The following is a 25,953-nucleotide window of genomic DNA, read 5'->3' as shown; positions in this document are numbered from 1 at the left end:
GCGATGCGCTCCTCCACGATTGTTATTCAAGTAATAATAAAAAAGATGTTTATTGGGCTGTATTATACTCACTCACTTCAAAGTTTAAGATCTTATTAAAAATCACATAATTTTTACGACTCTTGAACGGCCCCTTATTGTTATCATGTTTATCAATAGCATAGGAAGCTGTACCACTTCCAGCTTGTTTGTTCTCATACCAGGCAATAAAACTTTTGACCTCTTCCATACTCAGATCGAACTCCTTCTCAAGGCCAGTATCCATCGTAACCACCAAAATAGCACGACCACCGTTTGGTTGTTCTGGTTCTGGTTCTGGAGTTGGTTCTGGAGTTGGTTCTGGTGTAGGAGCCGGAATTAACGCTCCACTACTACTAATATCGATTGCGCTCAGAACAAAATCCGTTGAGTCTTCTTTTTGATATATCAACGTTACTTGATGATCTTTATTATCTAATCCAGTTTTTTGGAATAAAAGCGTATCAGTTTGGGCATTTCCATAAGCAGAAAATAAATATGTAGTTTCATCAATCTGAATTTTCATAACTTTAGATTTATTCATATTTCTTGATCCAATTACTCTTAGTTTATCTCCCTTAAACCAAAAAGAAGCCGTTGCCTCATTTGTCAATGCAGCGGATGCAGAGCCTGTACTATACAAAGTGTTATCATACTTTGTCCATGTTCCTGTGTAGGTGATTAGGGGATTTCTGTCAACAATTCGACTCCACCCAGCTTCGGCCTGTTTTAATTGGCTACTTCCAACAGTAGCGGCCAAAGCTTCTTTTTGAAATCCAAAAAATGTTATAGCCATAATTACAATCAGGCTACTCAATCCTATCTTCTTCTTCCAGTTCTTCACTAACTTTCATCTCCTCAGTGTATGTTATTAATCAATTATATATTAAACAAGGGTATACATATAGTCTGTTATTTTTAATAAACATAAGAGTTATTGAATAATATCCGATCCTTATACCTTTACTAAGTGATAGTCCCTATTTTCACATCAAAAAAACGCCATCACATGACGTGATGGCGTTCTTGATTATGGAGCCTAGGGGGATCGAACCCCTGACCTCATCGCTGCCAGCGATGCGCTCTCCCAGCTGAGCTAAGGCCCCAGGATATGAAATAGATAACTTGTCCAACACTGCTACGTTCCACAGGCGACTCCTATATCATATAAAATCCAGCTTTCGCTGTCAATCACTTTCTCAAGATCCAAAGTGATTGGAGAAGAACAACCGATTTCTCTGGTACACACGGACTGGAACTCCAGACTGCTCTTCTCCCTATCCCCACTTCACTAATCCTCCAGATCGTCTTTGGACAACAGGGATTTCAGTTCTTTCATGAACATATTGATATCTTTGAACTGGCGGTATACCGAAGCAAAACGGACATACGCCACTTCATCGACTGGAAACAACTGTTCCATCAATAGCTCACCAATCTGGCGACTCTCCACTTCAGCATCAGCTGTATTGCGCAGAGATTTCTCTACTTCAGATACCATCATCTCCAGGGTCTCTACGGAGACTGGACGTTTCTCACAGGCACGAATAAGCCCGCGGAGAATCTTGTCCCGGCTAAACTCTTCCCGGCTGCCATCTTTCTTAATGACGATCAGTGGAGTCTCCTCAATCATCTCAAACGTTGTAAATCTTCGGGCACACTGCTCACACTCACGGCGACGACGAATGGATTTTGCTTCGTTGGCCGGACGCGAATCAAGCACTTTGGTACCCATATAACCGCAATAAGGACACTTCAACTCAGATCACTTCCCACGTTTTACTTTTACCACATATTCCCTGTCTTGATTTTGTAATGAAAAATGCATTGCCGACACATAATACTTTTACCAACCCGCGAGGAGGTGAACAGCAATGGCACAAAGCAATGGTAACTCCAACAACCTGGTGGTAACTAAAGCTTCCGCAGCACTCGAGCAAATGAAATATGAAGTTGCTCAAGAACTCGGAATCAGCATCCCACAAGACGGATACCAAGGTAACATGACTTCTTACGAGAACGGTTCGATCGGTGGATACATCACGAAGCGTCTGGTAACAATTGCAGAACAGCAATTGGCAGGTCAATACCAATAATATCTGCATCGTAATACGCTACACAGAGGAGCATGGAGCGGCCGGTGAACAACCGGCCTGCTCTGTGCTTCTACTTATATACTTAGAACGTATTATAGATCTTTACATACTGATTATAATAGTAAATGACTCTTTGTACATAGTGACGCGTCTCACCAAACGGAATATCTTTCACTGTATCGAACGAGCCATCCCATACACCATCTCTAAGCCAACTGTTCACTTTGCCTGGACCCGCATTATAGGCAGCGATCATAACTGCTTCATTGCCATCGAATTGATCGGATAGATTCCGCAGATACCATGTGCCTAATTGAATATTTCGTTCAGGCTCGTGCTTCAATTCCTCCAGCGAAGTGTCGGGAATTTTGGCTTGTTCCAGTATCCAGTTGGCCGTATCCGGCATCAGTTGCATGAGCCCGATGGCGCCTCGTTTGGATTCCTTGCTTGTCTTGAAATTGGTCTCCACCTTGATAATGGAAGCAATCAGAAACGGATCAACCTCATAACTCTGAGATTGGGCACGGATCTCTTCCTTATAATGTATGGGATAGAACCATGCCATCCAGTTTGTATTCAGAAATAACACCAGTACAAAGGACACAAACATCAACAGCAGTACACGTTTCTTACGCAATATTTTCATAACAAACCCTTATGCTGTAGATATGAGTCAATTTGCTGCTCCGTCGCAGACCATAAGCCGCTGTTATCGATTACAATGTCTGCCAGCTGTTTTTTGCGCTCAATATCCATCTGTACATCCATTCGAGCCTCAGCCTGTGCTGCAGTCATTCCATCCCGACTCATCAAGCGATCTCGTTGCACCAATCTCGGGACATATACAACCATGACTTCCTCGAAACCGTCCTCCAGACCTGATTCGTAGAGCAAAGGAATATCAGACACCACAAGTTTATCCGGATGTTGCAGTTCGTATGCAGCAGCCCGTTCGCGCATCTCTCTTCGGATTGCCGGGTGTGTCATAGCCTCCAGTGCCTTTCGTTCCTCGGGTTGTTGAAAAACAATACTTCCAAGCTTTTTCCGATCCAGTGTTCCATCTTCGTTCAGTATGGCTTGTCCGAACCGCTTAACAGCGGCGGCCAACACGGGATGCCCGGGCATCATAACTTCCCGGGCAATAACGTCTGCATCGATGAGCAACGCTCCCTTACTGGCGAGATAGGCGGAAACACTGCTTTTGCCTGTCGCGATCCCGCCGGTTAAGCCTATATTCATCGTTTCACCTCATAACAACTTCATTATTCCCATAATCATTAACAATAGCGCTGGCAATACAGACAGTCTTCGCATCCAGCGCAGAGCTGAGAATCGTAGGCCAACCTTCATGCCGAGTGACAGAAACGCCCCACTAAACAGTGCAATAATGAGTGCTGTCCATAGTGTAGGGAATCCCAGAAGTGCCGCCCCCAAACCTGCCCCAAACGCATCCAGAGACAAGGCAATACCAAGCCACATCGCTTCTTGGGCAGATATACTTCCCGAGTTATCCATATCCGCCTTGGAGGGACTGCGAAGAATCTGAATGACGACCCCCAGCTTGCGCAGCTCCAATGTAAATACCATTCGTTCCAGTGATCCACTTGAAGCCGACTGCTCCAAATCCAGTGCGAGCACCTGATTCCTGCCCTTTGAATCCGACAGTCTATCTTGTGCTTCTCCCACCCCAGTTACCGTTGCTTCTGTTTCCCCACTCGTTCTAGTGTCTGTTTCCAGCTGTTCTTTGCCTTGCTTTCGAATAAGTTGCAACAGTGACCATGCACCAATACCTATCAATATAACGGCTCCCACGATCGAAGCAATATCCGGTGACACCACATGGGACAACAACACACCTACTTGCATCGACAAGGCAATAACCAATCCCGAACAGATCGAAATAACAGCGATAGATAACAGGGGAATCTTAGTCCTCCGTAACCCATATGTAATCCCGACTCCAAAACCATCTAAACTAAGCGCCAAAGCAAGCGCCAGCAATGAAATAAAATGATGCAGCACCCCGGACTCCTCCTCTGTGCGGTACTCATGCCAACTGAAGATGCCAGTATGGGTATACGCCCGCTTATTTCTGCCATATCAGTATATGGAGGGAGGAATCCAAGGGTGCTATGATTTCATCATTTCGTTCATTCAGTTCATGTTACAGCAGCTGACAGTTTGGACAAAAATGCGTGCCACGGCCACCAACCACCGTTTTTTCAATTAACGTACCACAAGTTGTACAAGGTTCTGATTTGCGTCCATAGATTTTCAGTTGATGCTGGAACATCCCCATCTCACCCTGTCCATTCACATAGGACTTGATGGAAGATCCACCTGCATTCACTGCATCTTGCAACGTAGCCACAATCGCTTCATGGAGCACCGTTAACTGAGCTTCGGTCAGTGTCTTGGCAATGGTCTCGGGATGGATACCTGCGCGAAATAGAGCCTCGTCCACATAAATATTCCCGATACCGACCACATATGCCTGATTTAAAAGTACAGCCTTGATTTTGGTTGTACGCTTGCCAACCGCCTCGCGGAATGCAGTTACCGTAAAGGCTGGATCAAGCGGCTCCAGTCCCAGCTTCAGCAAAGGTTTGGACACCAGTTCCTCACCTGCATTAAACAGATGCATCGTACCAAACTGACGCACGTCCTTATAACGCAATTCCGTACCATCATTAAAATGGAAGATCACATGTGTGTGTTTCTCCACATCTTCATGCTGCTCATACACACCGTACCTTCCTTCCATCCGCAGATGGGAGACAAGCACCAGCCCGTCCAGCAAAATACGCAAAAACTTGCCGCGGCGCTCCACCCCAATGACGGTATGTCCCGCGAGTTCCATTGCAAATGCATCTATGTCGTCCGGCCGCTGAATAATCCGCGGCAAGCTAACGGTAACATGATCAATCGTTTTGCCCACAATAAGTTGATTCAATGTTCTTCTGACTGTTTCGACTTCCGGTAATTCCGGCATGATGTTCTCACCTCCCCTATATTATAACGGAAGATGGCGCTCAGCGGGACCCTTTTCTTATATCACAAACATGGAAAGACCTTTTGTAAAATACCGGAAAAACCGCGCAGTGCTTGATTTATTTCGCTTCGTACCAGTTATCACCAAAGCTGACTTCTGCTTTCAGCGGAACCGACAGTTCCAATGCTTTTTCCATAACAGAAGGGACTAACTCTTTCATCAGTTCCAATTCATCCGTAGGCACTTCGAATACAAGTTCATCGTGCACCTGAAGCAACATACGGCTCTTCAACTTGCGTTCTCGCAGCGCTTCATCCATCTGTACCATGGCCAGCTTGATGATATCTGCCGCTGTTCCCTGAATCGGTGTATTCATCGCCGTACGCTCTGCGAAAGAACGCAGGTTGAAGTTACTGGCATTAATCTCTGGCAGGTAGCGACGACGTTCCAATAACGTTTTAACGTAACCATCCTGGCGAGCTTCCTTCACAATATCATCCATATATCGGCGCACACCCTGGAATACTTCAAAATACTGATCAATAAACTGCGCGGCCTCTTTACGTGTGATGTGCAGGTTCTGTGATAAACCATAATCACTTATTCCATATACGATACCAAAGTTAACCGCCTTGGCGGAACGACGCATATCCCCATCCACATCCTCAGGCTTCACGCCAAATACATCCGAAGCGGTCTTTGTATGAATATCCATATCATTGACAAATGCTTCCTTCAAGCGCTCATCGTCCGAAATGTGTGCCAGTACACGCAGTTCAATCTGGGAATAGTCTGCTGCCAAAATGGACCATCCTGGCTCGGAAGGAACAAATACCTTCCGGATTTTGCGACCTTCCTCCATCCGAATCGGAATGTTCTGCAAGTTCGGGAATTGACTGCTCAGTCGTCCTGTTGCAGCAATGGTCTGACGATAATACGTATGCACCTTGCCATCCCGATTGGATATCTCTTTGAGCAATCCTTCCACATAAGTGGATTGCAGCTTGGCAAGCTGACGATATTGCAGAATATGCTTGACCACATCATTATAAGGAGCCAATTTCTCCAATACTTCCGCATCTGTGGAATAACCCGTTTTTGTTTTCTTCACCACCGGCAAGCCCAGTCTATCAAATAAAATCTCACCCAGTTGCTTCGGTGAATTCAGATTAAATTCCGTTCCTGACAGCTTGTAGATCTCAGCCATCAATCTGCTGATCTGTTCTTCAAACTCACTGCCCAAAGTCTGCAGATCGGCTGTATTGGCCTTGATGCCCTGTTTCTCCATGTCTGCCAATATGCGTGACAACGGCATCTCCAGTTCATGGAACAGCGAATTCATCTCATCGGTTTCAAGCACCTGCTCCTGAAGTGGGATAATGGCTGCGACTGCAGCAGCTTTGCGGCACAGGAAATCGCCCAAGATCTCCACTTCCGGCACCTTGTACTTGGCGCCTTTGCCCATGACTGTGTCATCCTCTACGAGGGACGGCAGACCATACTTGGTCGTGAGTCCACTAATCGTCTGGTTGGACTCTGTTGGATCAAGTAAATACGCCGCCAGCTGTACATCGAATGACGCGCCAGCGAATTCAATGCCATGCGCATGGAGGGCCAAGTCTACACGATGAAGATCATACCCGCGCTTCGGCTGGTCTGAATTACCGAGCCATTCCCGCACTGGAGCCGCAGCATCGGAATGAAGCAATTCGGGAGATATGAACGTATATGTTCCAGCAGAACCTAGAGCTAGTCCAATCAATTTCGCTTGGTGAGGGTTATCCCCATGTGTCTCCACGTGGAGTACATCAATGGAATCCAGTGAACTGAACAGCTCACTGATGTTGTCCTCTGTTGCAATGGAGGTTTCAACTTCGGCAGCAGGAACCGCTTCCTGCTCAGAACCAATACTGCCACTGAACGACAGGCGTTCGAGCAGAGATTTGAATTCCAGCTTAGCTAGTGCAGGGCCAGCATGTTCTTCTTTTAATCCCGCGAATTGCATATCCTCCCACGTCTGCTCCAGCGGAACTTCCCTGTGAATCGTCGCAAGTTGTTTGCTCATCCGGGCATCTTCGGCGTGTGCCTCAATCTTCTCTTTCATCTTGCCCTTCAGTTCACTTGTGCCGTTCAGCACATCTTCTACCGATCCGAACTGGTGCAGCAGCTTCAACGCTGTCTTCTCTCCAACCCCGGGAATACCCGGAATATTATCGGACGCATCGCCCATCAGACCCTTGAGATCAATGATTTGCAGCGGCGTCAGACCATAACGCTCTTTAATCTGAGCAGGATCATACAGCTCAATATCGGTTACCCCTTTACGCGTCAGCCCGATATGTACATGTTCGGAAGCAAGCTGCAGCATATCTTTGTCACCCGATACAACCAGCACCTGTCTGCCCGCTTCATCTGCGCGTTTGGTTAACGTTCCAATGATATCATCCGCTTCAAATCCAGCCAGTTCAAACTGAGCAATGCCAAGTCCTTTCAGCAGCTCTTTGAGCAAAGGGAATTGCTCTGACAACTCTGGCGGTGTTTTCTCCCGTCCGCCCTTGTATTCCTGATACCCTTCGTGGCGGAACGTGATTTTGCCTGCATCAAATGCAACCATGACATGTGTAGGCTTATGCTCTTCAAGCAGTCTCAGCAGCATCGTGGTGAAGCCATATACCGCATTGGTATGCAGACCTTTCGAGTTGGTCAGAGGCGGCATTGCAAAAAACGCCCTGTAAATAATGCTATTTCCATCTATGAGAATAAACTTGTCCATTCCAGCACCTCGCGTATTATATGGTCAACCTCTTCAAATTACATCTACTCTCATGATACCATACCCACCTGTCACATCAAAAAGAATAGCCTTTTTTCACTTCATTTTTAATTGCAAAAAAAGAACCTTCTCCGCAGACAGCTGTACACAGCCTACCTGAGAGAATGTCCTTTTCCATTCATATGATTGTATTACTTAATCAGTACTGATTCCCCAATTCCAAAGCAATACTCTTCTATTGATTCAGATCCGGACGTTTACCTGTCACCAGGTACACCGTGCTCTCACCAATGTTGGTTGCATGGTCGCCAATCCGTTCAATGTAACGTCCAACCATCATCAGCAGCATAGCCTGTGAAGCCTGATTAGGATGCTCCGTCATTAACGTGTAGAGATCACTGATCATGTGGCTATACAGTTGGTCCACCTGATCGTCCGTTTGAGCCATTTTATAGGCCAGGTCTGTGTTTTCTTTCAGGAAAGATTCGATGGATTCATCGACCATGGATTTCACGATTTCTGCCATTTGCGGGATATCCACCAGCGGTTTAATCAGCTTCTGTCCATCCATCCGGAGTGTCACCTTCGCCACGTCGAGCGCAAGATCTCCCATACGCTCCAGATCACTGGAGATTTTGAATGCCACGATAATACGTCTGAGATCCTTTGCCACCGGCTGTTGTGTGATGATCAGTTTGGAGCCAAGTTCCATAATTTTGTCTTCAAGGGCATTCAGATTCGCATCATTCTTGATGATGACCTGAGCTTTCTCCGCGTTCATCGTTTGTAAACTCTCAATGGCACCATCCAATGCTGCTCCTACATGTTCACCCATTTGTTTGAGCAAGGTACGCAGCTCTTCAAGCTCCTGATCAAATTCTTTTCTGCGAATCATAGATTTCATGTCCTCCTTATCCATCATCTCCGGGTATGCCGGGATCATTCCAATTCAGCTCGCTTAACCGAACCTTCCAGATATATAATCCTCGGTCCGGGAATCTTGCGGTGTGGAGAATAACGTCTCCGTATCAGCTGCCTCCACCACTTCACCATTCAGGAAAAATACCGTGCGTCCAGATACCCGTGCCGCCTGGTGCATATTGTGGGTAACCATAACGATTGTGTACTTGTGATGCAATTCCTTCACCAGTTCCTCAATCTTCAATGTGGAGATCGGGTCGAGGGCAGACGTTGCTTCATCCATCAGCAGAACGTCTGGCTGTACAGCCAGCGCCCGTGCAATACAGAGACGCTGTTGTTGTCCGCCAGACAGACTAAGTGCCGACTTTTTCAATACATCCTTCACTTCATCCCATAGGGCAGCATGGACAAGACTTTGTTCCACCAACTGATCCAGTTCAGCCTTTTGGGTTACCCCGTGCAAGCGCGGTCCATAAGCCACGTTATCGTATATGGATTTTGGAAAAGGATTCGGTTGTTGGAACACCATGCCAACTCGTTTGCGCAGTGTCTCCACTTCAATCTCATTACTGTAAATGTCAGAGCCATTCAGCATAACCTGTCCTTCCACACGAACACCCGGAATCATGTCATTCATCCGGTTTAACGTGCGAAGCAATGTCGATTTACCACAACCTGACGGCCCGATGAACGCAGTAACGGTTTTTTCCGGCAGATCCATCGATATATTTTTAAGCGCGTGATGCGTATCATAATATAAATTAAGATTTTCAATGTGAATGAGGTCCTTCATGGATGTTCACTTCTCCTTCGCTGCAGGGACACGGAAACTCCCTTTACGTTGAGACCGATACTGATAATCTTTCATCGCTGCTCGGCCATCTTTAATATCCTACCCTTTCATTGTAAAAACAGTATCACTTTCATGTTAACGGAATGTAAAAAAGACATCCTTAACCTTCATGATCTGCTTAATGGATCAATCTGATTGCTGATGCCTGCTTTATTGACTACCTTATAGTTTACTCTCCATTCGAAACCATCTCTTCCAGCTTCGTACGAATGTGCTCTGCAACTTCTCCAGCTTTCCCGCCTTCCATGGCGATTTCTTCTGCTATACGAGACAAATCTCTCACCGCACTGTTCAGTTGTCGGAACGTTGCTCCCCCTGCGGTGACATGCACCGAACTGTCGTCAATCTCCGCTCCGCTTGCCTTAACCAGTTCAACAGTCTGAAGGGTCAATCCACCAATATTCTCTAGCAATGAAGATATGTTCCCCGCAACCTCACGGGTCTGTTTCGCGAGCGCTCGAATCTCGCCTGCAACAATCTGAAAACCACGTCCATATTCCCCGGCATGAGCTGCTTCGATGGAAGCATTCAGGGCGAGGAGACCACTTTGATCTGCCAGGGAGCGAATGGATTGTGCCATGCCTGAACCTGTTTTGATCGAATTCAGCATGTGATCTGCATGTTGTCCTTGACTCTCCATATGCTGATGTACACGGTTATAGGAAGCATCAACGTGTTTCAAACTCTCTTCACCCTGCTTGGACAATGCCATGATCTCACGGGCCTCATGAACGGTCTGATTCGCTGCATTCACCAGCTTGGTGACCGCATCGTTGATTCTCGATATCTCCTGTCTGCTCTCGGTTACTGTACGTACACGTTCTGCCGAAGAAGCCTGTTGCAATCTGCGGGAGAGCGACATTACGTCACGCATCGTCAGCACACCAAGCAGTTTGCCTTGTTCCGTAACCAGCAGACAATCGTAAAAATGCTGTTCATTCCGTCCAAGAGCGATATCAATAATCGTTGAGGCTTCCATATGAATATCTGCTATAACCGGAGATGTATTCACTACTTGTATGACCGGCTTACGGTAGAATAGATCTGCGGCAAAACGGCCATTTAACATCCGATATAACGTCTCTCGCATTAACAATCCAGTGGGTTTCATCTGCTCATCACACAGTACAATACAGGGGTGTTCCTGATCCTGATTCATCATCGTGGCAGCTTCTCCACATGTGGTATGGACTCCGGCGACAGGTACCTGACGATAATAGTCATGCAAATGGATTACAGGTTCTTCAGCAACCACCGTTCCTTCATGATGCTGCTGTTCGGGTGTAGTTAATTCTATATTATGTAAAACAACTAGAGGCTGGTCAGGTTTCACTTCGAGCAACATGGGCATAAATGCGCAATCTCCTTTACGTAATAGCTCCGTCTTGAGGTGGATGATGTAGGTATAAAGTATCACTCAGATAAGTCCATGCTACTCCCTCTACGTAAAGAAAAATCTTCCTTTATGTTAAATGAACGTAAAATAAAACTCCCCGATCATTGCTAACTTGAATGATGGGGAGTTTTTCTTTTGACAACCAATTTATAACCTACACCACGAATCGAATCAATGTGAACCGATTCCGGGTCCAGCTCCAGCTTTTTACGTAATGAGCTGACGTGAACATCCACGGTTCGTTGACCTCCGATATAATCGAAGCCCCACACAGCGTTCATCAGATCATCCCTTGTCAGTACCACACCCGGCTTTTTGGCCAAATATAGCAGTACTTCGAACTCTTTTGGACGCAGACTGATGGATTGTCCACCCAGTGTGACTTCATATTTCAGAGGATAAATCTCCAGCTCTCCCAGAATAATTCGTGAGCCATCTTTGTCCTCAAGCTGTGGTAAATCTTCGCCATTGGAATAACGTCTTAATACCGCATCCACTCGGGCTAATAACTCCGATACACCAAACGGTTTGGTAATATAATCATCGGCACCCGATTTCAGTCCCTGTACAACCTCGGCTTCACCGTTCTTGGCCGTCAGAATGATAACAGGTGTACTAACACCCTGTATTCTTAACTTGCTCAGAATGTCCAGACCATTCATGCCCGGAAGCATCAAATCCAGCAAAATGAGATCAAATTCCTGGGACAAGGCCCGATCATATCCTGCAGATCCGTGATCCTCTGCTGTAACGTCGTAACCTTCCTGTGTCAGGTTATACGTGAGTAATCTTGATAATGTAGGTTCATCTTCAATAACTAGCAAACGCTGTGCCATGATACCCCTTCTCTCTTCATAGGTTGTCTGTTGCCACAACACTTTTTCTATCATAGCACTAATTTGTTAACGCGGTGTAAAACAATACATACTTTTTACATTTTGATACCAGACGCCTACATCTCTTCGTCTTGAATGAATGGAAGGATAACACGGAACGTTGTCCCCATGCCCAGTTCACTCTCTACAGACAATTTGCCATGATGCAATTCCACCAGATGTTTAACGATGGAAAGTCCAAGGCCTGTGCCCCCTGAATTACGGGATCTGCCTTTATCAACACGATAGAACCGTTCGAAGATTCGCGGCAAATCTTTTTTCGGTATGCCAATGCCTGTATCTGACACCGCAAAGACAACTTCATCATCGTTATCCATCGTCACCTGTAACTTCACTCGTCCACCATCGGGGGTATAGTTGATTCCGTTGGATAACAGATTGATGAATATCTGCTTCATCTTGTCCTCATCTGCTTCAATGTACAGTTCCTCCGGAACATGCATTTCCAGACGAATCTGCTTTTTCTCCGCCACCTTGGACAAGGTGCCCAGCACCATTTCGAAGAAAGAGTGTACATGGACAGGTGAGCATTGCAACGGTGCGCGTTTCGATTCAATTTTGGATAACTCCAGAATATCCCCGATTAATCGGTTAAGTCGATCTCCTTCATCATAGATGATTTTCAGGAATGATCTCTCTGTCTCCTTATCCTGTACCCCGCCGCTAAGCAGCGTTTCGGCAAACCCTTTGACTGCAGCAACTGGTGTCTTGAGCTCATGAGAGACATTTGCAACAAACTCACTGCGCATTGACTCCAATCGGCGAATCGCTGTCACGTCCTGCAACAGGAACAACATGCCCCGATACCCACCATCATCTTCAGACATCGGTACTCCATCAATACGGATCAGTTTTTCCTCCGGGTTGAACACACTCACTTCTTCATGCATCCGTTCTTTCAGTGCAACACTCTCTTCGATGGTACGTGTTAATTCGTAGTGTCTTTTCAATTCAGTATAAGGCTTACTCGTAACCTTTCCTGCCTGAATACCAAGCATACGCTCCGCTTCCCGATTGACCAGTGCAATGGATTGCCCTGCGTCGATCATGACAATTCCTCCGGTCATGTTCGCGAGGACACTCTGTAACAACGCTTCATTGTCACGAATCGTCTTCAGCTGTGACTGCAAGCTGTCTGCCATTCCGTTTATGGCAAGCCCCAGTTGTCCGATCTCATCTCTACGCGTTACATCAACTCTGGCATCGTATTCCAGTTTGGTGATCCGATGGGCCACTTTTGTAATATGCTCAATCGGGGAGGTTAATCCGCGTGCAACCCGATAACTGACAAACGCGACAATTAGGAACAATAGTCCAAGTGCAGCAAACATAATCATCCAACCACGCTGAAGCCCTTGATCCACAGCCTGTAGACTCATGGATAGACGAATGTAGCCATCAAATTTGCCGCTAGGGATTTCAATCATGTCACTTTGATCCGAATTCACAGGTAGTGCTACATACAGCATGTCTTGTCCCAATGTCTCACTGTAACGTATGGATTGGCCGTATCCATCTCCGACGGCACCCTTAATCTCCTCACGGTTCAAGTGATTATCCATGGATGCCGGATCACTCTCGGAATCCCCAATGACCATGCCGTCTTTATTGATGAAGGTTACCCGGGAATCCGTCAGACGATCCAGTTCCAACGCCCGATCTGAATAATACTTTCGTGTGGCTTCCGAGGTTGGATCACTTGCATCATGGAATGGAAAAGTTGCTTTGAGCAAATTAATCTCGCGCACCATGGTTTGCTCCAATGCGGCTATATGCGTAGTCTTAAACACTCTGCCCATCGTATATCCAGCCACAATGACGGATACGCCGATTAGCACCATCATAATGATGGCAAGGCGAATTCGGAACGGTCTCATCTATCTCTTCCTTTATGATCAGATTAATATCTTATGAATTGCTCTACATTGAATCCAGTTCAATTCGGTCCCCACGGGTACCTGGATTGGAAATTACGAGAAACTCCACTTCCTCGTTGCTCCGATTCATCATCTGATGCGGCATTCCGGGTGCAATCTCTATTCCTTCATGGGTTTCCAGAACAAACGTCTCTCCATTAAGTTCCATACACGCTTCACCGCTGAGGATGAAAAAAAACTGACGGCTTACTGAATGAACATGTCGTATTTCAGCCGTTCCTGCGGGCATTCTCTCATGAATGATGCTCAATTTTTCGTTTTGAACAAGGTGCCAACCATCGCACTGTGCACCCCATATATAATGTGCTGCATTCTGTTTGCTCATTTTCATATGACTTGTCCCTCCGAGTATAATTGCTCAATCTATCATATCACAGAATAGGGGACTCCCAATCTTTTCAGTCAGCACTGTGCAATACGCTATTCGACTGCAGTCAGACAAGGCTAATAATAAAATATCATAGTTGTATCAACAGAGATGCCGACTTTTGTAAACAGGTGCTAAACCGCATCTTTGACATACATATTCACCTGATATCAAAAAGGCGCACCGCTCAGCCATGCTGAAAGCGATGCGCCTCTCTATATCATCAATCCTATCCTGAGTCTAAACGTTCTTTACGTATTATCCGTTCACCACTTCGCCGCCATTTACATGCATCACCTGTCCGCTCACATACGAAGAATCATCTGAAGCTAGATATACATAGGCGGGAGCCAGTTCATCCGGTTGTCCTGGCCGCTTCATTGGCTGCGTTGCGCCGAACTCACTTACTTTTTTCTCATCAAATGTGGATGGAATGAGTGGTGTCCAGATCGGCCCTGGTGCAACGGCATTAACACGAATTCCCTTCTCAATCACATTCATCGACAGCGAACGAGTGAACGAAGTGATTGCTCCTTTGGTAGACGAATAGTCAAGCAGGGTCGGGCTGCCGCGATAGGCTGTGATGGAGGTTGTATTAATTATCGTACTGCCCTGCTTCAGATGTGGAAGGGCTGCTTGTGTCACATAGAACATGCCGAAGATATTGGTACGGAATGTACGCTCCAGCTGTTCTGGCGTAATATCCTCCAGATTCTGCTGTGGATGCTGCTCTGCTGCGTTATTCACGACAATGTCCAGTTTGCCCAGTTCATTCACTGTCTGCTGAACCGACTTCTTCGCAAAGGCATCATCACCAATATCACCTGCAATCAAGATGCACTTGCGCCCTTCTTGTTCAACCTGACGCTTCGTTTCCTCGGCATCTTCGTGCTCGTTCAGGTATACAATGGCGACATCCGCGCCTTCCTTGGCATACGTAACAGCAACAGCACGTCCAATTCCGCTGTCACCCCCTGTAATAAGCGCCACCTTACCCGTCAGTTTACCTGCTGCCTTGTATTCAGGCTTCTCAAATTCCGGTCTGGGATGCATCTCTGATTCGATTCCGGGGCGTTGATCTTGATGCTGTGCTGGCATTGTTTTTTATTTTGCGGTGTAGTTGACATCTAACATTCTCCTCTCAAAATGTGAACATATTTGGATTACAGAAGACATGGACATAACTGCACACTTCCTTGTCTTTCGTTCTCTGAAAAAAGTCTCATTCTGTAGGATGGCAGTAACAGTCCAGATTATTCTTCTGTGATCAACAGCAACTCAAGCCTCAGCGTGCTGTCTCTAATCGTTATTTACCACTCTCTTTGGATATCAAACAACCTATTTGCTTTAATGCCTGTTTTGCCAAAATTCGAAATTTATTCGAAATTAGACTGTTTCATGATACAAAGTGTATTCCTATGCTGCTTGGGCTGATGTACAATGTACAGTATACTGATGTGCTTTAACTCTCATTTTTATTGTTTTAATCATTCTAACCTAACATGGAGACCTGACAATGGAATCGCATATTAATACATATATAACACTCGTAGCTACTTCAGCCGTGCTGAATGTCTTTTTGTGTTTATATACCTATTTCAGAAGATCCGAGATCCCCAGTTCCAAAATATTCATTCTCTACACAGCAGCACTCTCCATATACACTTTTGGTTATGCAATTGAGTTGGCCAGCAACACGCTGGAACAGATGAAGTTTTGGACCACCGTAGAGTATATAGGCATGCCCTTCTCCGCATCTCTTGGCCTCATGTTGATGATAAAGTACACAGGAAAAACGTTATCCAAAAAGGTAACTGCCTCATTGTTTGTAATCCCTTCCATTACACTAGCTATGGTTGCAACCAATGACTTTCATCATCTATTTTATAAAAAAGTATGGCTGAGAGAAGATAGTCCCGTTCCTCTGATGGATATCGCAGTGGGTCAATGGTATGTTGTACACGGTGCATTCACCTTTTCCTGTCTGTTATGTGCCTGCCTCATTCTGATCGGACAATGGAGACATACCAAGAAGATGTATCGTCGTCAATTACTCACTCTCATTACTTCACAGATTATTCCTATGGTCGCAGCTTTTCTGTATTTGCTTGGTGTGACCCCCGGCGGGATGGACCCCGTACCCGTACTCATGTGTATCACGTCTGCTATGTATATCTGGGCGATTCTATCCTCACGTCTACTGACCATCGTACCCATCGCCAAAGACAGTATTTTCGAGAGCATGCGTGAAGGTGTTATTGTACTGGATAGTTTCAATCGACTGGTCGATTACAACCGATCTCTGCGTGACATGTTACCAGAGCTTGATACAACTATGATTGGCCAACCCTTGGATGATATCTGGCTTAATCTTGCTGGAAAGACGTTTCCCGTTGAATACGGAAGAGAAGGATTGCAAACCGATCTTTACTGGCAGTTAAATGGAGAGACCGTCTGTTATCAGGTCAGGACATCTTACGTGTATAACAAGGATGCACAGACTGTGGGCAGTCTAATTATGTTAATCGATATAACGGAACAACGCTTCTTGCAAGAACAGCTGAAACAACTGGCTTATTTCGATGGTTTGACCAAAATCTATAACCGCACTCAATTTTTGCATAGAGGACGGGAGATTTTGAGTGAAGCTCAGCTTAATCTACAACCTGTTTCATTTATTTTATTTGATATTGATTACTTTAAACGCATCAACGATACTTACGGGCATGATGTTGGCGATCAGGCCATCATTCATGTGGTCTCTGTTTGTAATCGATATTTAAGTCCTGAGATGTTGTTTGCCCGTTATGGAGGAGAAGAGTTTGTCATCGCCCTTCCGAATACCTCGCTTCAAGAAGCCGAGAAACTTGCCGAACAACTGAGAGTTGCCTTATTGAATGACCCCCTGGATGTTAAGGGAGTGCCTATTACACTGACCTCAAGCTTTGGTATTGCCCAGTACAATGGAGGGTCAGATTCGCTGGAGTCCTTGTTACGCGACGCTGATACTGCCTTGTACGAATCCAAGCGCAACGGTCGAAATGCAGTGCGTGCGTATACTGTGAGTACAACCTAACCAATGTAGACAGTGTCTGATGGAGTATGCATGCTGTTATGAAGGGTAGTGATCCCTCTAGTTCCAGTTCAAATACACCGAGGACCGCTGATCTCATCTCGGTAATAAAAAAATAGACAGCCAATGAGGCTGTCTATTTTTTATTTGTTTCAACGGAACACCATCTTACATATCATCTGGCTTGTCCTAATTACGTCTGCAAACGCTTAACCAACAACTAACAATACATCTTCGTAGGATGGATTAACCGTCCACAACGCACTTAGATCACCTGATTATTCACCATCAGGTACACCATGATTAGCAAGAATACAGCCAGAAGTGTACTGAACATACGGATCTTGCTTTGCTCAGGACCCACATCACGCTTGTTTTTCACACCTTCAGCAGCGAGTCGCAGCGGTTTACCCATAATTCCTCCAATAGCCGCAATAGCCAAGAGCAGAACAACAACAACAGCCATCCAGACATGAGAATACTCACCTTTGGTCATCAGGTAACCACCAGTAAGAAGTTGGATTACAAGTCCATACTGCGCGACTTTGTTCAAAGAACGAAGTGATGCAAAGGCTCCCTCTTGTGCTGCGGCATTCAAAGTACGGATTTTACCGACCACAAATGGCAGAATCAAATAGAATCCCATCGCCAGTGCTCCAACAATATGGAGCAGATACATAATCATTGTCAAAATTTTCATCCTCCTCAACATTTTCGGTGTGCTATACATCACATCCCATTATACTGGGGAACTTATCCAAAGAAAAGAAAACCTCCGGGTTTACCGGAGGTTTTCTTTTAGCTTCTGTTCAAAAAGTTTTCAAACTTACAGGTTTACTACCGAAATGACGTTGCGAACCGAATCAGCAGATTTGTCCAATCCTGCTTTTTCTTCCGCTGTCAGGTCAAGTTCGAATATTTTCTCAATGCCATTACCACCCAAAATGGTTGGTACACCGAGGAACAGATCATTATAGCCATATTCACCTTCAAGATAAGCGATCACTGGAATGATACGTTTCTTGTCCTTCAAAATGGCTTCGGTCATCTGAACAAGCGAAGCTGCTGGTGCGTAATAGGCACTGCCGTTACCCAGCAAATTCACAATCTCGCCTCCGCCAACACGTGTGCGTTGAACAATGGCCTCAATGCGGTCTGCCGGAATCAGCGTGTCAATCGGAATACCACCTACGCTCGAATAACGAACGAGGGGCACCATGTCGTCTCCGTGGCCGCCAAGAACGAAACCACGAACATCTTCAACAGATACATTCAGCTCTTGCGCAATGAAGGTACAATAACGTGCTGTATCCAGAACACCTGACTGACCGATAACACGGTTTTTAGGAAAACCAAGGGTCTGATAAGCTGCATAAGTCATCGCATCCACCGGGTTGCTTAGAATAATGACGATGGAATCAGGGCAATATTTTTTCACATTTTCACAAACGGACTTCACGATACCCGCATTCGTATTGACCAGATCGTCGCGGCTCATACCCGGTTTACGGGCGATGCCAGCGGTGATGATTACAATCTCAGAACCTGCAGTATCTTCGTAGTTGGAAGTACCGACGATATGACTGTCAAATCCTTGAACAGGACTTGCTTCCATCATATCGAGTGCTTTCCCCTTCGTCGGGTTCTCCAGTTGAGGAATATCAACCAGCACAACATCCCCGAGTTCTTTTTGGGCAAGCATTAATGCGGTCGTAGCACCGGTAAAACCGGCGCCGACTACTGTGATTTTTTTGCGCTGAATAGTCAAGATTCACATCTCCCCTTACAGGTTTTTAATGATTTGATCCGCGAATTCAGAACATTTCACTTCAGTAGCGCCGTCCATCAGACGTGCAAAGTCATACGTTACTGTTTTATTGTTAATGGATGTTTCCATACCTTTGTAGATCAGGTTAGCTGCTTCTTGCCATCCCAAGTGCTCAAGCAACATTACTCCGGACAGAATAACGGAACCAGGGTTCACGACATCTTTGTCCGCGTATTTAGGTGCAGTACCGTGAGTTGCTTCGAAGATAGCATGTCCTGTTACGTAGTTGATGTTTGCTCCAGGAGCGATACCAATTCCGCCAACTTGCGCTGCAAGTGCATCGGACAGATAGTCACCGTTCAGGTTCAATGTTGCGATAACATCAAATTCGCCTGGACGAGTCAATACTTGTTGCAGAGCGATATCGGCAATCGCATCTTTTACAATGATTTTACCAGCATCTTCAGCAGCTTTTTGTGCTGCATTCGCTGCATCTGTACCTTCGTTTTCTTTGATGATGTCGTATTGTGCCCATGTGAATACTTTGTCAGCGAACTCTTCTTCAGCCACTTCATATCCCCAGTTTTTGAAGGCACCTTCTGTGAATTTCATGATATTACCTTTGTGTACCAATGTAACCGTCTTACGGTTATGGTCAATTGCGTACTGCACTGCTGCACGTACCAGACGTTTCGAACCTTCGGAAGAAACTGGTTTGATACCAATACCGGAAGTCTCAGGGAAACGGATTTTGTTAGCACCCATCTCCTGTTGCAGGAACTGGATCACTTTTTTCACTTCTTCAGAACCTTCAGCATACTCGATTCCTGCATAGATATCTTCTGTGTTCTCACGGAAAATGACCATGTCTACCAACTCAGGACGTTTAACCGGAGAAGGTACACCGTCGAAATAACGAACAGGACGCAAGCATGTGTACAGGTCAAGCTCTTGACGCAGGGCTACGTTCAGGGAACGAATACCGCCACCGATTGGCGTAGTCAATGGTCCTTTGATCGCTACGATATACTCACGAATGGCTTCCAGTGTATCATTCGGCAACCACTCACCGTATGTATCGAATGCTTTTTGTCCAGCAAACACTTCATACCATGCGATTTTTTTGTTGCCATCATAAGCTTTTTCAACAGCTGCATCCAATACACGTTTGGAAGCTTTCCAGATATCACGGCCTGTACCGTCACCTTCGATAAATGGAATGATTGGATTACTAGGTACTTGAAGTGTACCATTATCAATTTGGATTTTTTCGCCTTCAGTTGGGTGAGCAAATTTTTCTAATTTCATAGTTAAAATTCCTCCTAGGTTTCGTATATGCAGTATTCATCATACCACTAGTCTTGTTGAGAGAAGGGTCCTGAGAGCCTAAGCCAGTAAAGCCTCTGCTTTCCAACCCTTCACCCCGTCTATATTATTATACCGTTTTTGCGGCTATTAGCGAAGTTCAATAGAAACGTATTTCTGTTCTGTAGGGCCAGTGTACTCCGCACGTGGACGAATGATGCGATTGTCCGCAAGCTGTTCCAAAATATGCGCAGTCCATCCAGACACCCGGCTGATCGCAAAGATTGGAGTGAACAATTCCTGTTCGATCTCCAGTTGGGTATATACAGAAGCAGAATAGAAGTCTACGTTAGGCTTCAGTCCTTTTTGTCCTGTTACCAGTTCCTCGATCTTCACAGACATATCATACAGGCGCGTATCATTGTTCATCTCGCCAAGTTCCTTGGACATCTTCTGTAGATGTTTGGCACGTGGATCACCGTTTTTGTACACCCGATGTCCAAAGCCCATGATTTTTTCACGATTATTCAGTTTTTCCTGAATTGCCGCTTCAAGTCGATCAGGCGTACCAATCTCATTCAACATTTTCATAACGGCTTCGTTAGCACCGCCATGCAGTGGTCCCTTCAGTGCGCCAATGGCGGAAGTTACACCAGAATAGATGTCCGACAGCGTCGCAACCGTTACACGGGCTGCAAATGTCGAAGCGTTTAACTCGTGATCCGCATGCAGGACAAGGGCTTGATCCAATGCTTTCACTGCGGTCTCGGATGGTTCTTCACCAGTCATCATATATAAAAAGTTCTCTGCGATGGAAGCGCCTTCTTTTGGAGCCACAGGTTCTTTACCCTGACGGATACGGGCGATGGCTGCCACAATCGTTGGCAACTGTGCTTGCAACTTAACCGCTTTGTTCTCATTCGCTTCCGTTGTCATCTCATCCGCTTGCTCGTCGTACAGTGCAAGTGCAGAGACAGCGGAACGAAGTGCTGCCATGGTGCTGACGTTTTTCGGATACAATTGGATTTGTGCAATCAACTCGCTCGGAATCGGCGCGTAATCGCTCAGGCTTTTACGAAGGGATTTCAGTTCATCCGTTGTTGGCAATTTACCAAACCACAACAAATAGGCAACTTCTTCAAAGCTGGCATGTTCAGCCAAATCGTCGATATCGTAACCACGGTATGTGAGCACACCGTCTACAATAGAACTGATCGAAGAGGTTGTTGCAACGATGCCTTCCAGACCTTTGGTAGCTGTCATATTACATCTCTCCTTTAATAAGCGAAATCAGGAACCATTCCAGAGTGCATATAAGTGCCAAAGTGCACCTATTCTCTTTTTGTAAACATTTTCATTTTTAAATTAACAAATATTTCAAACTGCGGTTTTCCTATCTGTCAATCGGTATTTACTTATAACATCATACTGGATTTTGTCGTTTATGTGAACACGATGAGAGTTCATTCGCACATCAAACTTCTTTATCGGACTGATAAAGCATTTTTGAAAGCCTTTACAAAAACAAGGTTGACATTTAATGTTTTTTAACCAATCCTGTCGTATGAAGAACTTTCTATTGCTATATTCTGTAATACTAAGGCATACTCTAGGCAAAAGAAAGAATCCCCGCAGATCTTGTTCAAAATCTCCGCTTTTGAACAAGATCTGGTAACATCCCGGCGTTTCAAAACCTTGTAAATGCTCTATATTAATTAAGATAGCCATCTATTTCTAATACTGCTTTATGGATCATACATAGGTCGGCTTAATTGAAATAAGGAGAGTTGATGCTTGGATAGAATAATAATGAAACGCCTGCTCCGCGGCTTATGGGTTATCATTGCGGCCGTTCTGATCGCCGTTGCCATATACTTGCTGTTCCCGCTTTTGTACCCTTTTGCGATTGCCTGGATTATCGCCTATGCCATGAATCCTTTAGTGAAACTGCTTCAGCATCGAGCACGATTCCCCCGCTGGCTGGCTGTGACTCTTTCATTGATCCTTTATTTTGGAGCCATTGCGGTAGTACTGTCTGCGGCGATTACCCGCATGGTAAAAGAAGTCATTTCACTTACGACAAGCTTTGATCTTCATGTTGATGAGATCAAGGACACGTTTGTGCGCTGGACCCAGAATGACACCATTCAAAGTTTGACTGCGCAGATCAATGAATTTTACAAGGAAAATCCCAACTACCAGGAAACCATCAACAGCAATATTAGTAAAACAACTGAGACGGTGGGTACAGCCGTCACAGATCTGGTCACCGGATTTTTCAACATGATTCTGAGTCTGCTGACTTCCCTGCCGAACATGGGCGCGGTATTAATCGTTGTTCTGTTGTCTACATTCTTCATTAGCAAAAGTTGGACCAGGCACAACATCACCGTATCGGGATGGGTGCCCTCTTCCATTCGCAAGCCGATCTCCGATATATGGACTGACCTTAAGAAGGCCCTGTTCGGATACGCAAGAGCACAATTAATCATGATCTCGATTACAGCACTGTTCGTTATGATTGGGCTGCTTATATTGCAAGTCAATTCAGCCTTCACCATCGCTCTGATGATTGGTTTGGTCGATCTGCTTCCTTATCTGGGTGTTGGCCTTGTCATGGTGCCTTGGGCAGCATACCTCTTTATGAATGGGGATCTGTATCTGGGTATTGGCATTAGTATTATCTATCTGATCTTACTGATCGCTCGTCAGATTATTGAACCAAAGGTACTTGCAAGCAGTGTTGGGCTCGACCCACTCGCCACGCTGGTTGGCATGTTTGTGGGTTTGAAGTTGTTCGGTGTTCTGGGCTTGATCATTGGCCCTGTCAGTCTCGTGATTCTCGATGCGTTCAATCGGGCTAACGTATTACGCGACCTCAGAACGTATATCATCAACGGACGTGTCCGATGAGGCATCATCTTATGACACAGGAAAAATAGAAAAGGCTTCGTTCAACAGAAATTATCTGCTGAGCGGAGCCTTTTCCATTATGCATAACAACTGGTGCTTCATTTCGGACGACGATAAAACGTAATTTTTCCACTTTTCATTTTTTTCTCCAGCCACCCCAGGAAGAACAGACGGTAAACCGGACGTGTTAATGGAAATATTAGTGTAAACCCGATCAGATCCGTTACAAAACCTGGAATCAAGAGCAGGAAACCACCGACAAAAATAAAAAGACCATCGACCATTTTTCTTCCAGGTACCTTGCCACGCTCCATCTCGGATTTGGCGTCCACAAGTACTTTTCGCCCTTCAAACTGCAACATTGCTATACCAATCAAGGACGTGAGAATCATGAGAAGCAATGTCTTTCCGGCTCCGATCCAGTCACTCATCAGAATAAAACCAAATAATTCAATCACCGGAATGATTAAGAGTAAAGCCCACATCCATTTTCGCATTGACGTATTACCCCTTTCCCAAAAGCCACACCTTTTCAAGCGCGCTGTATAGCTCAGAGGCTGCCTTATCCAGCCGAACTGGCTTCCAGTCCCCATTCACCCATACATGCTGGGTAGAACCTGTAACTAGGCGTTCACCGGGAAGTGATTCATCAGCTAACCATACCCGTTCTCCAATCGCCATATGCTCATCAGGTTCTTCAGACATGCGTCTTACGTCATACTCATAATTCAGTCGCAGACCACTAAATGCAGCAATACGGGTGAAAATGATAATCTCATCATCATATCGGGCAGGCTTGTGATACTTCACATCCAGTCCGGTTACGGGAAGCAGTAACCCCTGTTCCTCCATTTTACGATATGTATACCCCATTTGGCGAATCATCTCAGTTCGACCGATTTCAAACCAATTCAAATAGTTCGCGTGGTAAACCACGCCCATCTGGTCACTTTCTTGATAGCGTACACGAAGACGTGCCGCATACCAGCTGCCGTTGCTCTGTTCTCGCACGTTATCGGCCTCCTTCGTTCTATCATTCATACGTGTTACTTCGTTGTAAAGTGTCAATAAGATGGAAAAAAAGCAACGGGACAATAAAGCCCCATTGCTTCTTTCCTGTTGCTTCTCCATCCAAGACGCTATTAAGCGTTGTTTGGAATTTGGCTTACTTTAATCAGGTTGGTAGAACCGGAACGACCCAAAGGTACACCTGCTGTGATCACAACCAGGTCTCCTTCTTTAACAAGTCCGGATTTTACGCCTCCTTCAATTGCGTTTTCGAACAAAGCATCCGTGGAATCAACCAGTCTTCCTTTGACAGGAGTTACACCCCAAGCCAGAGCCAAACGACGGGAAGTTCTGTCTTCCGTTGTCACAGCGATGATTGGAGATTCTGGACGATACTTGGAAATCATGCGTGCAGTATGTCCTGATTCAGTCGAAGTAATGATCGCTTTTGCGTTCAAATCTTGAGCTTGGAGAGCAACCGATTGGCTGATTGCTTCTGTAACTGTTGTTTGTTGAGCAACACGTTGTTTCAAGTACAACTCTTGGTATGGCAGAGCAGATTCTGCTTTTTCAGCAATACGGGACATCGTCAAAACAGATTCAACCGGGTATTTACCCGCAGCTGTCTCACCAGACAACATGATTGCGTCCGTACCATCGAAGATTGCATTCGCCACGTCACTTGCTTCCGCACGTGTTGGACGCGGGTTACGTTGCATGGAATCCAACATTTGTGTAGCTGTGATAACCGGTTTACCTGCAACATTACATTTTTGGATCATGCGTTTTTGTACCAAAGGTACTTCTTCCGCAGGAATCTCAACACCCAGGTCTCCACGAGCAACCATCAGGCCGTCAGACACTTCAAGGATTTCGTCGAGGTTATCGACACCTTGTTGGTTTTCGATTTTGGAGATGATTTGGATATGTCCAGCATTGTGTTTTTCAAGCAATTCACGAATCTCAAGTACGTCACTTGCTTTACGTACAAAAGAAGCCGCGATGAAATCGACACCTTGTTCGATACCAAATACGATATCGTTAGCGTCTTTTTCGGTGATACCCGGCAGAGAAATGGCAACGCCCGGAACGTTAACACCTTTTTTGCTTTTGATCGATCCGCCGTTAACGATACGGCATTTGATCTCGGTGCCTTGCACTTCCACCACAGTCAGTCCGATCAGACCGTCGTCGATCAGAATTGTAGATCCCGGTTCAACATCATTCGGAAGATCTGTATACGTAATGGAAAGACGTTCTTTGGTGCCCAGAATTTCTTCTGTTGTCAAAGTGATGTACTCGTCTTGAACCAATTCGATCGGTTCAACTTCGAGTTTACCTGTCCGAATTTCCGGTCCTTTGGTGTCCAGCAGGATCGCTACTGTTTTGTTCAACTCTTCGCATGCTTGGCGAATCGCAATGATCCGTCCGCCGTGCTCATCGAAATCACCGTGGGAGAAGTTCAGACGGGCCACATTCATACCGGCCATAATCAATTTTTTGGTGTTCTCCAGAGATTCACTGGATGGACCAATGGTACATACAATTTTCGTTTTACGCATTTTGGGTTTCCTCCGATTTTAAAGGTATTACTCTTTATCTATTTTTCTTTTTCCAACTATTAAATTTACTATACT

At 45.5% G+C, this 25,953-nt stretch carries 24 protein-coding genes and 1 tRNA gene; 3 read left to right on the top strand and 22 right to left on the bottom strand.

Annotated elements, in window-relative coordinates; translation table 11 throughout:
- Window positions 1-49 precede the first annotated feature (49 nt).
- The 3 genes from MKZ13_RS09950 to nrdR form a co-directional block, all read right to left on the bottom strand.
- A complete protein-coding gene (locus MKZ13_RS09950) occupies window positions 50-862 on the bottom strand; it encodes a bacterial surface protein (RefSeq protein WP_339183686.1) in 813 nt (270 codons plus the stop codon).
- Window positions 863-1,051: 189 nt separating this feature from the next.
- Window positions 1,052-1,124, bottom strand: a tRNA-Ala gene (locus MKZ13_RS09945).
- A gap of 185 nt (window positions 1,125-1,309) precedes the next feature.
- Window positions 1,310-1,777, bottom strand: a complete 468-nt coding sequence (gene nrdR / locus MKZ13_RS09940; protein ID WP_036609807.1) for a transcriptional regulator NrdR — start codon at window positions 1,775-1,777, stop codon at window positions 1,310-1,312.
- 115 nt (window positions 1,778-1,892) lie between these two features.
- Here nrdR and MKZ13_RS09935 point away from each other — a divergent pair, with 115 nt between their 5' ends.
- The gene (locus tag MKZ13_RS09935) at window positions 1,893-2,114 is read left to right on the top strand and encodes an alpha/beta-type small acid-soluble spore protein (RefSeq protein ID WP_017689472.1); all 222 of its coding nucleotides are present in this window, start codon (window positions 1,893-1,895) and stop codon (window positions 2,112-2,114) included.
- A gap of 82 nt (window positions 2,115-2,196) precedes the next feature.
- Here the strand turns inward: MKZ13_RS09935 and MKZ13_RS09930 are convergent, their stop codons facing one another.
- The 12 genes from MKZ13_RS09930 to MKZ13_RS09875 form a co-directional block, all read right to left on the bottom strand.
- Entirely contained in the window at window positions 2,197-2,760 is a 564-nt protein-coding gene (locus MKZ13_RS09930) for a lytic transglycosylase domain-containing protein (RefSeq protein ID WP_062833563.1), read from the bottom strand.
- On the bottom strand, window positions 2,757-3,353 hold the full coding sequence (gene coaE, locus MKZ13_RS09925) for a dephospho-CoA kinase (RefSeq protein WP_339183683.1): 597 nt from the start codon (window positions 3,351-3,353) through the stop codon (window positions 2,757-2,759). Before coaE ends, MKZ13_RS09930 begins: the two co-directional genes overlap by 4 nt.
- A gap of 9 nt (window positions 3,354-3,362) precedes the next feature.
- The gene (locus MKZ13_RS09920) at window positions 3,363-4,178 is read right to left on the bottom strand and encodes an MntP/YtaF family protein (protein WP_339185374.1); all 816 of its coding nucleotides are present in this window, start codon (window positions 4,176-4,178) and stop codon (window positions 3,363-3,365) included.
- 100 nt (window positions 4,179-4,278) lie between these two features.
- Window positions 4,279-5,106, bottom strand: coding sequence for a DNA-formamidopyrimidine glycosylase (gene mutM / locus MKZ13_RS09915; protein ID WP_036669994.1), 828 nt, complete (start codon window positions 5,104-5,106; stop codon window positions 4,279-4,281).
- A 118-nt stretch (window positions 5,107-5,224) separates the two neighbouring features.
- On the bottom strand, window positions 5,225-7,879 hold the full coding sequence (gene polA / locus MKZ13_RS09910; RefSeq protein WP_339183681.1) for a DNA polymerase I: 2,655 nt from the start codon (window positions 7,877-7,879) through the stop codon (window positions 5,225-5,227).
- 235 nt (window positions 7,880-8,114) lie between these two features.
- Window positions 8,115-8,774: a phosphate signaling complex protein PhoU gene (gene phoU / locus MKZ13_RS09905; protein WP_101313351.1), complete on the bottom strand. Its 660-nt coding sequence runs from the start codon at window positions 8,772-8,774 to the stop codon at window positions 8,115-8,117.
- Between the two features lie 63 nt (window positions 8,775-8,837).
- The gene (gene pstB, locus MKZ13_RS09900; RefSeq protein ID WP_036609821.1) at window positions 8,838-9,593 is read right to left on the bottom strand and encodes a phosphate ABC transporter ATP-binding protein PstB; all 756 of its coding nucleotides are present in this window, start codon (window positions 9,591-9,593) and stop codon (window positions 8,838-8,840) included.
- A 229-nt stretch (window positions 9,594-9,822) separates the two neighbouring features.
- Window positions 9,823-11,004: a methyl-accepting chemotaxis protein gene (locus MKZ13_RS09895; protein WP_339183678.1), complete on the bottom strand. Its 1,182-nt coding sequence runs from the start codon at window positions 11,002-11,004 to the stop codon at window positions 9,823-9,825.
- 152 nt (window positions 11,005-11,156) lie between these two features.
- Window positions 11,157-11,885 carry a response regulator transcription factor gene (locus MKZ13_RS09890; RefSeq protein ID WP_036609823.1) on the bottom strand — a complete coding sequence of 243 codons (729 nt, stop codon included), beginning with the start codon at window positions 11,883-11,885 and terminating at the stop codon, window positions 11,157-11,159.
- A gap of 116 nt (window positions 11,886-12,001) precedes the next feature.
- A complete protein-coding gene (locus MKZ13_RS09885; protein WP_339183676.1) occupies window positions 12,002-13,822 on the bottom strand; it encodes an ATP-binding protein in 1,821 nt (606 codons plus the stop codon).
- 43 nt (window positions 13,823-13,865) lie between these two features.
- Complete coding sequence (locus MKZ13_RS09880) at window positions 13,866-14,213, bottom strand: cupin domain-containing protein (RefSeq protein WP_339183674.1); 348 nt, start codon at window positions 14,211-14,213, stop codon at window positions 13,866-13,868.
- Window positions 14,214-14,507: 294 nt separating this feature from the next.
- Window positions 14,508-15,347, bottom strand: a complete 840-nt coding sequence (locus MKZ13_RS09875; protein ID WP_339183672.1) for an SDR family oxidoreductase — start codon at window positions 15,345-15,347, stop codon at window positions 14,508-14,510.
- A 418-nt stretch (window positions 15,348-15,765) separates the two neighbouring features.
- Here MKZ13_RS09875 and MKZ13_RS09870 point away from each other — a divergent pair, with 418 nt between their 5' ends.
- Window positions 15,766-17,325, top strand: a complete 1,560-nt coding sequence (locus MKZ13_RS09870) for a histidine kinase N-terminal 7TM domain-containing protein (protein ID WP_339183669.1) — start codon at window positions 15,766-15,768, stop codon at window positions 17,323-17,325.
- A gap of 262 nt (window positions 17,326-17,587) precedes the next feature.
- Here the strand turns inward: MKZ13_RS09870 and MKZ13_RS09865 are convergent, their stop codons facing one another.
- From MKZ13_RS09865 to citZ, 4 genes are all read right to left on the bottom strand, one after another.
- Window positions 17,588-18,007, bottom strand: a complete 420-nt coding sequence (locus MKZ13_RS09865) for a hypothetical protein (protein ID WP_036610969.1) — start codon at window positions 18,005-18,007, stop codon at window positions 17,588-17,590.
- Window positions 18,008-18,148: 141 nt separating this feature from the next.
- Window positions 18,149-19,090 (bottom strand): malate dehydrogenase, encoded by a 942-nt coding sequence (gene mdh, locus MKZ13_RS09860; RefSeq protein ID WP_076318370.1) that lies wholly within the window; start codon window positions 19,088-19,090, stop codon window positions 18,149-18,151.
- A gap of 15 nt (window positions 19,091-19,105) precedes the next feature.
- Entirely contained in the window at window positions 19,106-20,398 is a 1,293-nt protein-coding gene (gene icd / locus MKZ13_RS09855; RefSeq protein ID WP_036609828.1) for an NADP-dependent isocitrate dehydrogenase, read from the bottom strand.
- A gap of 147 nt (window positions 20,399-20,545) precedes the next feature.
- On the bottom strand, window positions 20,546-21,658 hold the full coding sequence (citZ, locus tag MKZ13_RS09850) for a citrate synthase (protein ID WP_017689488.1): 1,113 nt from the start codon (window positions 21,656-21,658) through the stop codon (window positions 20,546-20,548).
- Window positions 21,659-22,189: 531 nt separating this feature from the next.
- On the opposite strand from citZ, the gene ytvI reads away from it, so the two are divergent.
- Window positions 22,190-23,308: a sporulation integral membrane protein YtvI gene (gene ytvI, locus MKZ13_RS09845; RefSeq protein WP_221823142.1), complete on the top strand. Its 1,119-nt coding sequence runs from the start codon at window positions 22,190-22,192 to the stop codon at window positions 23,306-23,308.
- Between the two features lie 98 nt (window positions 23,309-23,406).
- On the opposite strand, the gene MKZ13_RS09840 is transcribed toward ytvI, so the two are convergent.
- The 3 genes from MKZ13_RS09840 to pyk form a co-directional block, all read right to left on the bottom strand.
- The gene (locus tag MKZ13_RS09840; protein WP_076209101.1) at window positions 23,407-23,805 is read right to left on the bottom strand and encodes an FxsA family protein; all 399 of its coding nucleotides are present in this window, start codon (window positions 23,803-23,805) and stop codon (window positions 23,407-23,409) included.
- Window positions 23,806-23,812: 7 nt separating this feature from the next.
- Window positions 23,813-24,349: a thioesterase family protein gene (locus MKZ13_RS09835; RefSeq protein ID WP_237176130.1), complete on the bottom strand. Its 537-nt coding sequence runs from the start codon at window positions 24,347-24,349 to the stop codon at window positions 23,813-23,815.
- A gap of 101 nt (window positions 24,350-24,450) precedes the next feature.
- Complete coding sequence (gene pyk, locus MKZ13_RS09830) at window positions 24,451-25,878, bottom strand: pyruvate kinase (RefSeq protein ID WP_017689492.1); 1,428 nt, start codon at window positions 25,876-25,878, stop codon at window positions 24,451-24,453.
- Window positions 25,879-25,953: the final 75 nt, after the last annotated feature.

Source organism: Paenibacillus sp. FSL R5-0701, assembly GCF_037973995.1.
Taxonomy (GTDB): domain Bacteria; phylum Bacillota; class Bacilli; order Paenibacillales; family Paenibacillaceae; genus Paenibacillus.
This window is presented reverse-complemented; position numbering and strand designations above follow the sequence as displayed.

Excerpts from the sequence above, each read along its gene's own strand:
- MKZ13_RS09935 (WP_017689472.1), top strand. The coding sequence starts at position 1,893 with ATGGCACAAAGCAATGGTAACTCCAACAACCTGGTGGTAACTAAAGCT.
- MKZ13_RS09930 (WP_062833563.1), bottom strand. The coding sequence starts at position 2,760 with ATGAAAATATTGCGTAAGAAACGTGTACTGCTGTTGATGTTTGTGTCC.
- coaE (WP_339183683.1), bottom strand. The coding sequence starts at position 3,353 with ATGAATATAGGCTTAACCGGCGGGATCGCGACAGGCAAAAGCAGTGTT.
- mutM (WP_036669994.1), bottom strand. The coding sequence starts at position 5,106 with ATGCCGGAATTACCGGAAGTCGAAACAGTCAGAAGAACATTGAATCAA.
- polA (WP_339183681.1), bottom strand. The coding sequence starts at position 7,879 with ATGGACAAGTTTATTCTCATAGATGGAAATAGCATTATTTACAGGGCG.
- phoU (WP_101313351.1), bottom strand. The coding sequence starts at position 8,774 with ATGATTCGCAGAAAAGAATTTGATCAGGAGCTTGAAGAGCTGCGTACC.
- pstB (WP_036609821.1), bottom strand. The coding sequence starts at position 9,593 with ATGAAGGACCTCATTCACATTGAAAATCTTAATTTATATTATGATACG.
- MKZ13_RS09895 (WP_339183678.1), bottom strand. The coding sequence starts at position 11,004 with ATGCCCATGTTGCTCGAAGTGAAACCTGACCAGCCTCTAGTTGTTTTA.
- MKZ13_RS09890 (WP_036609823.1), bottom strand. The coding sequence starts at position 11,885 with ATGGCACAGCGTTTGCTAGTTATTGAAGATGAACCTACATTATCAAGA.
- MKZ13_RS09885 (WP_339183676.1), bottom strand. The coding sequence starts at position 13,822 with ATGAGACCGTTCCGAATTCGCCTTGCCATCATTATGATGGTGCTAATC.
- MKZ13_RS09880 (WP_339183674.1), bottom strand. The coding sequence starts at position 14,213 with ATGAAAATGAGCAAACAGAATGCAGCACATTATATATGGGGTGCACAG.
- MKZ13_RS09875 (WP_339183672.1), bottom strand. The coding sequence starts at position 15,347 with ATGCCAGCACAGCATCAAGATCAACGCCCCGGAATCGAATCAGAGATG.
- MKZ13_RS09870 (WP_339183669.1), top strand. The coding sequence starts at position 15,766 with ATGGAATCGCATATTAATACATATATAACACTCGTAGCTACTTCAGCC.
- MKZ13_RS09865 (WP_036610969.1), bottom strand. The coding sequence starts at position 18,007 with ATGATTATGTATCTGCTCCATATTGTTGGAGCACTGGCGATGGGATTC.
- icd (WP_036609828.1), bottom strand. The coding sequence starts at position 20,398 with ATGAAATTAGAAAAATTTGCTCACCCAACTGAAGGCGAAAAAATCCAA.
- citZ (WP_017689488.1), bottom strand. The coding sequence starts at position 21,658 with ATGACAGCTACCAAAGGTCTGGAAGGCATCGTTGCAACAACCTCTTCG.
- MKZ13_RS09840 (WP_076209101.1), bottom strand. The coding sequence starts at position 23,805 with ATGCGAAAATGGATGTGGGCTTTACTCTTAATCATTCCGGTGATTGAA.
- MKZ13_RS09835 (WP_237176130.1), bottom strand. The coding sequence starts at position 24,349 with ATGAATGATAGAACGAAGGAGGCCGATAACGTGCGAGAACAGAGCAAC.
- pyk (WP_017689492.1), bottom strand. The coding sequence starts at position 25,878 with ATGCGTAAAACGAAAATTGTATGTACCATTGGTCCATCCAGTGAATCT.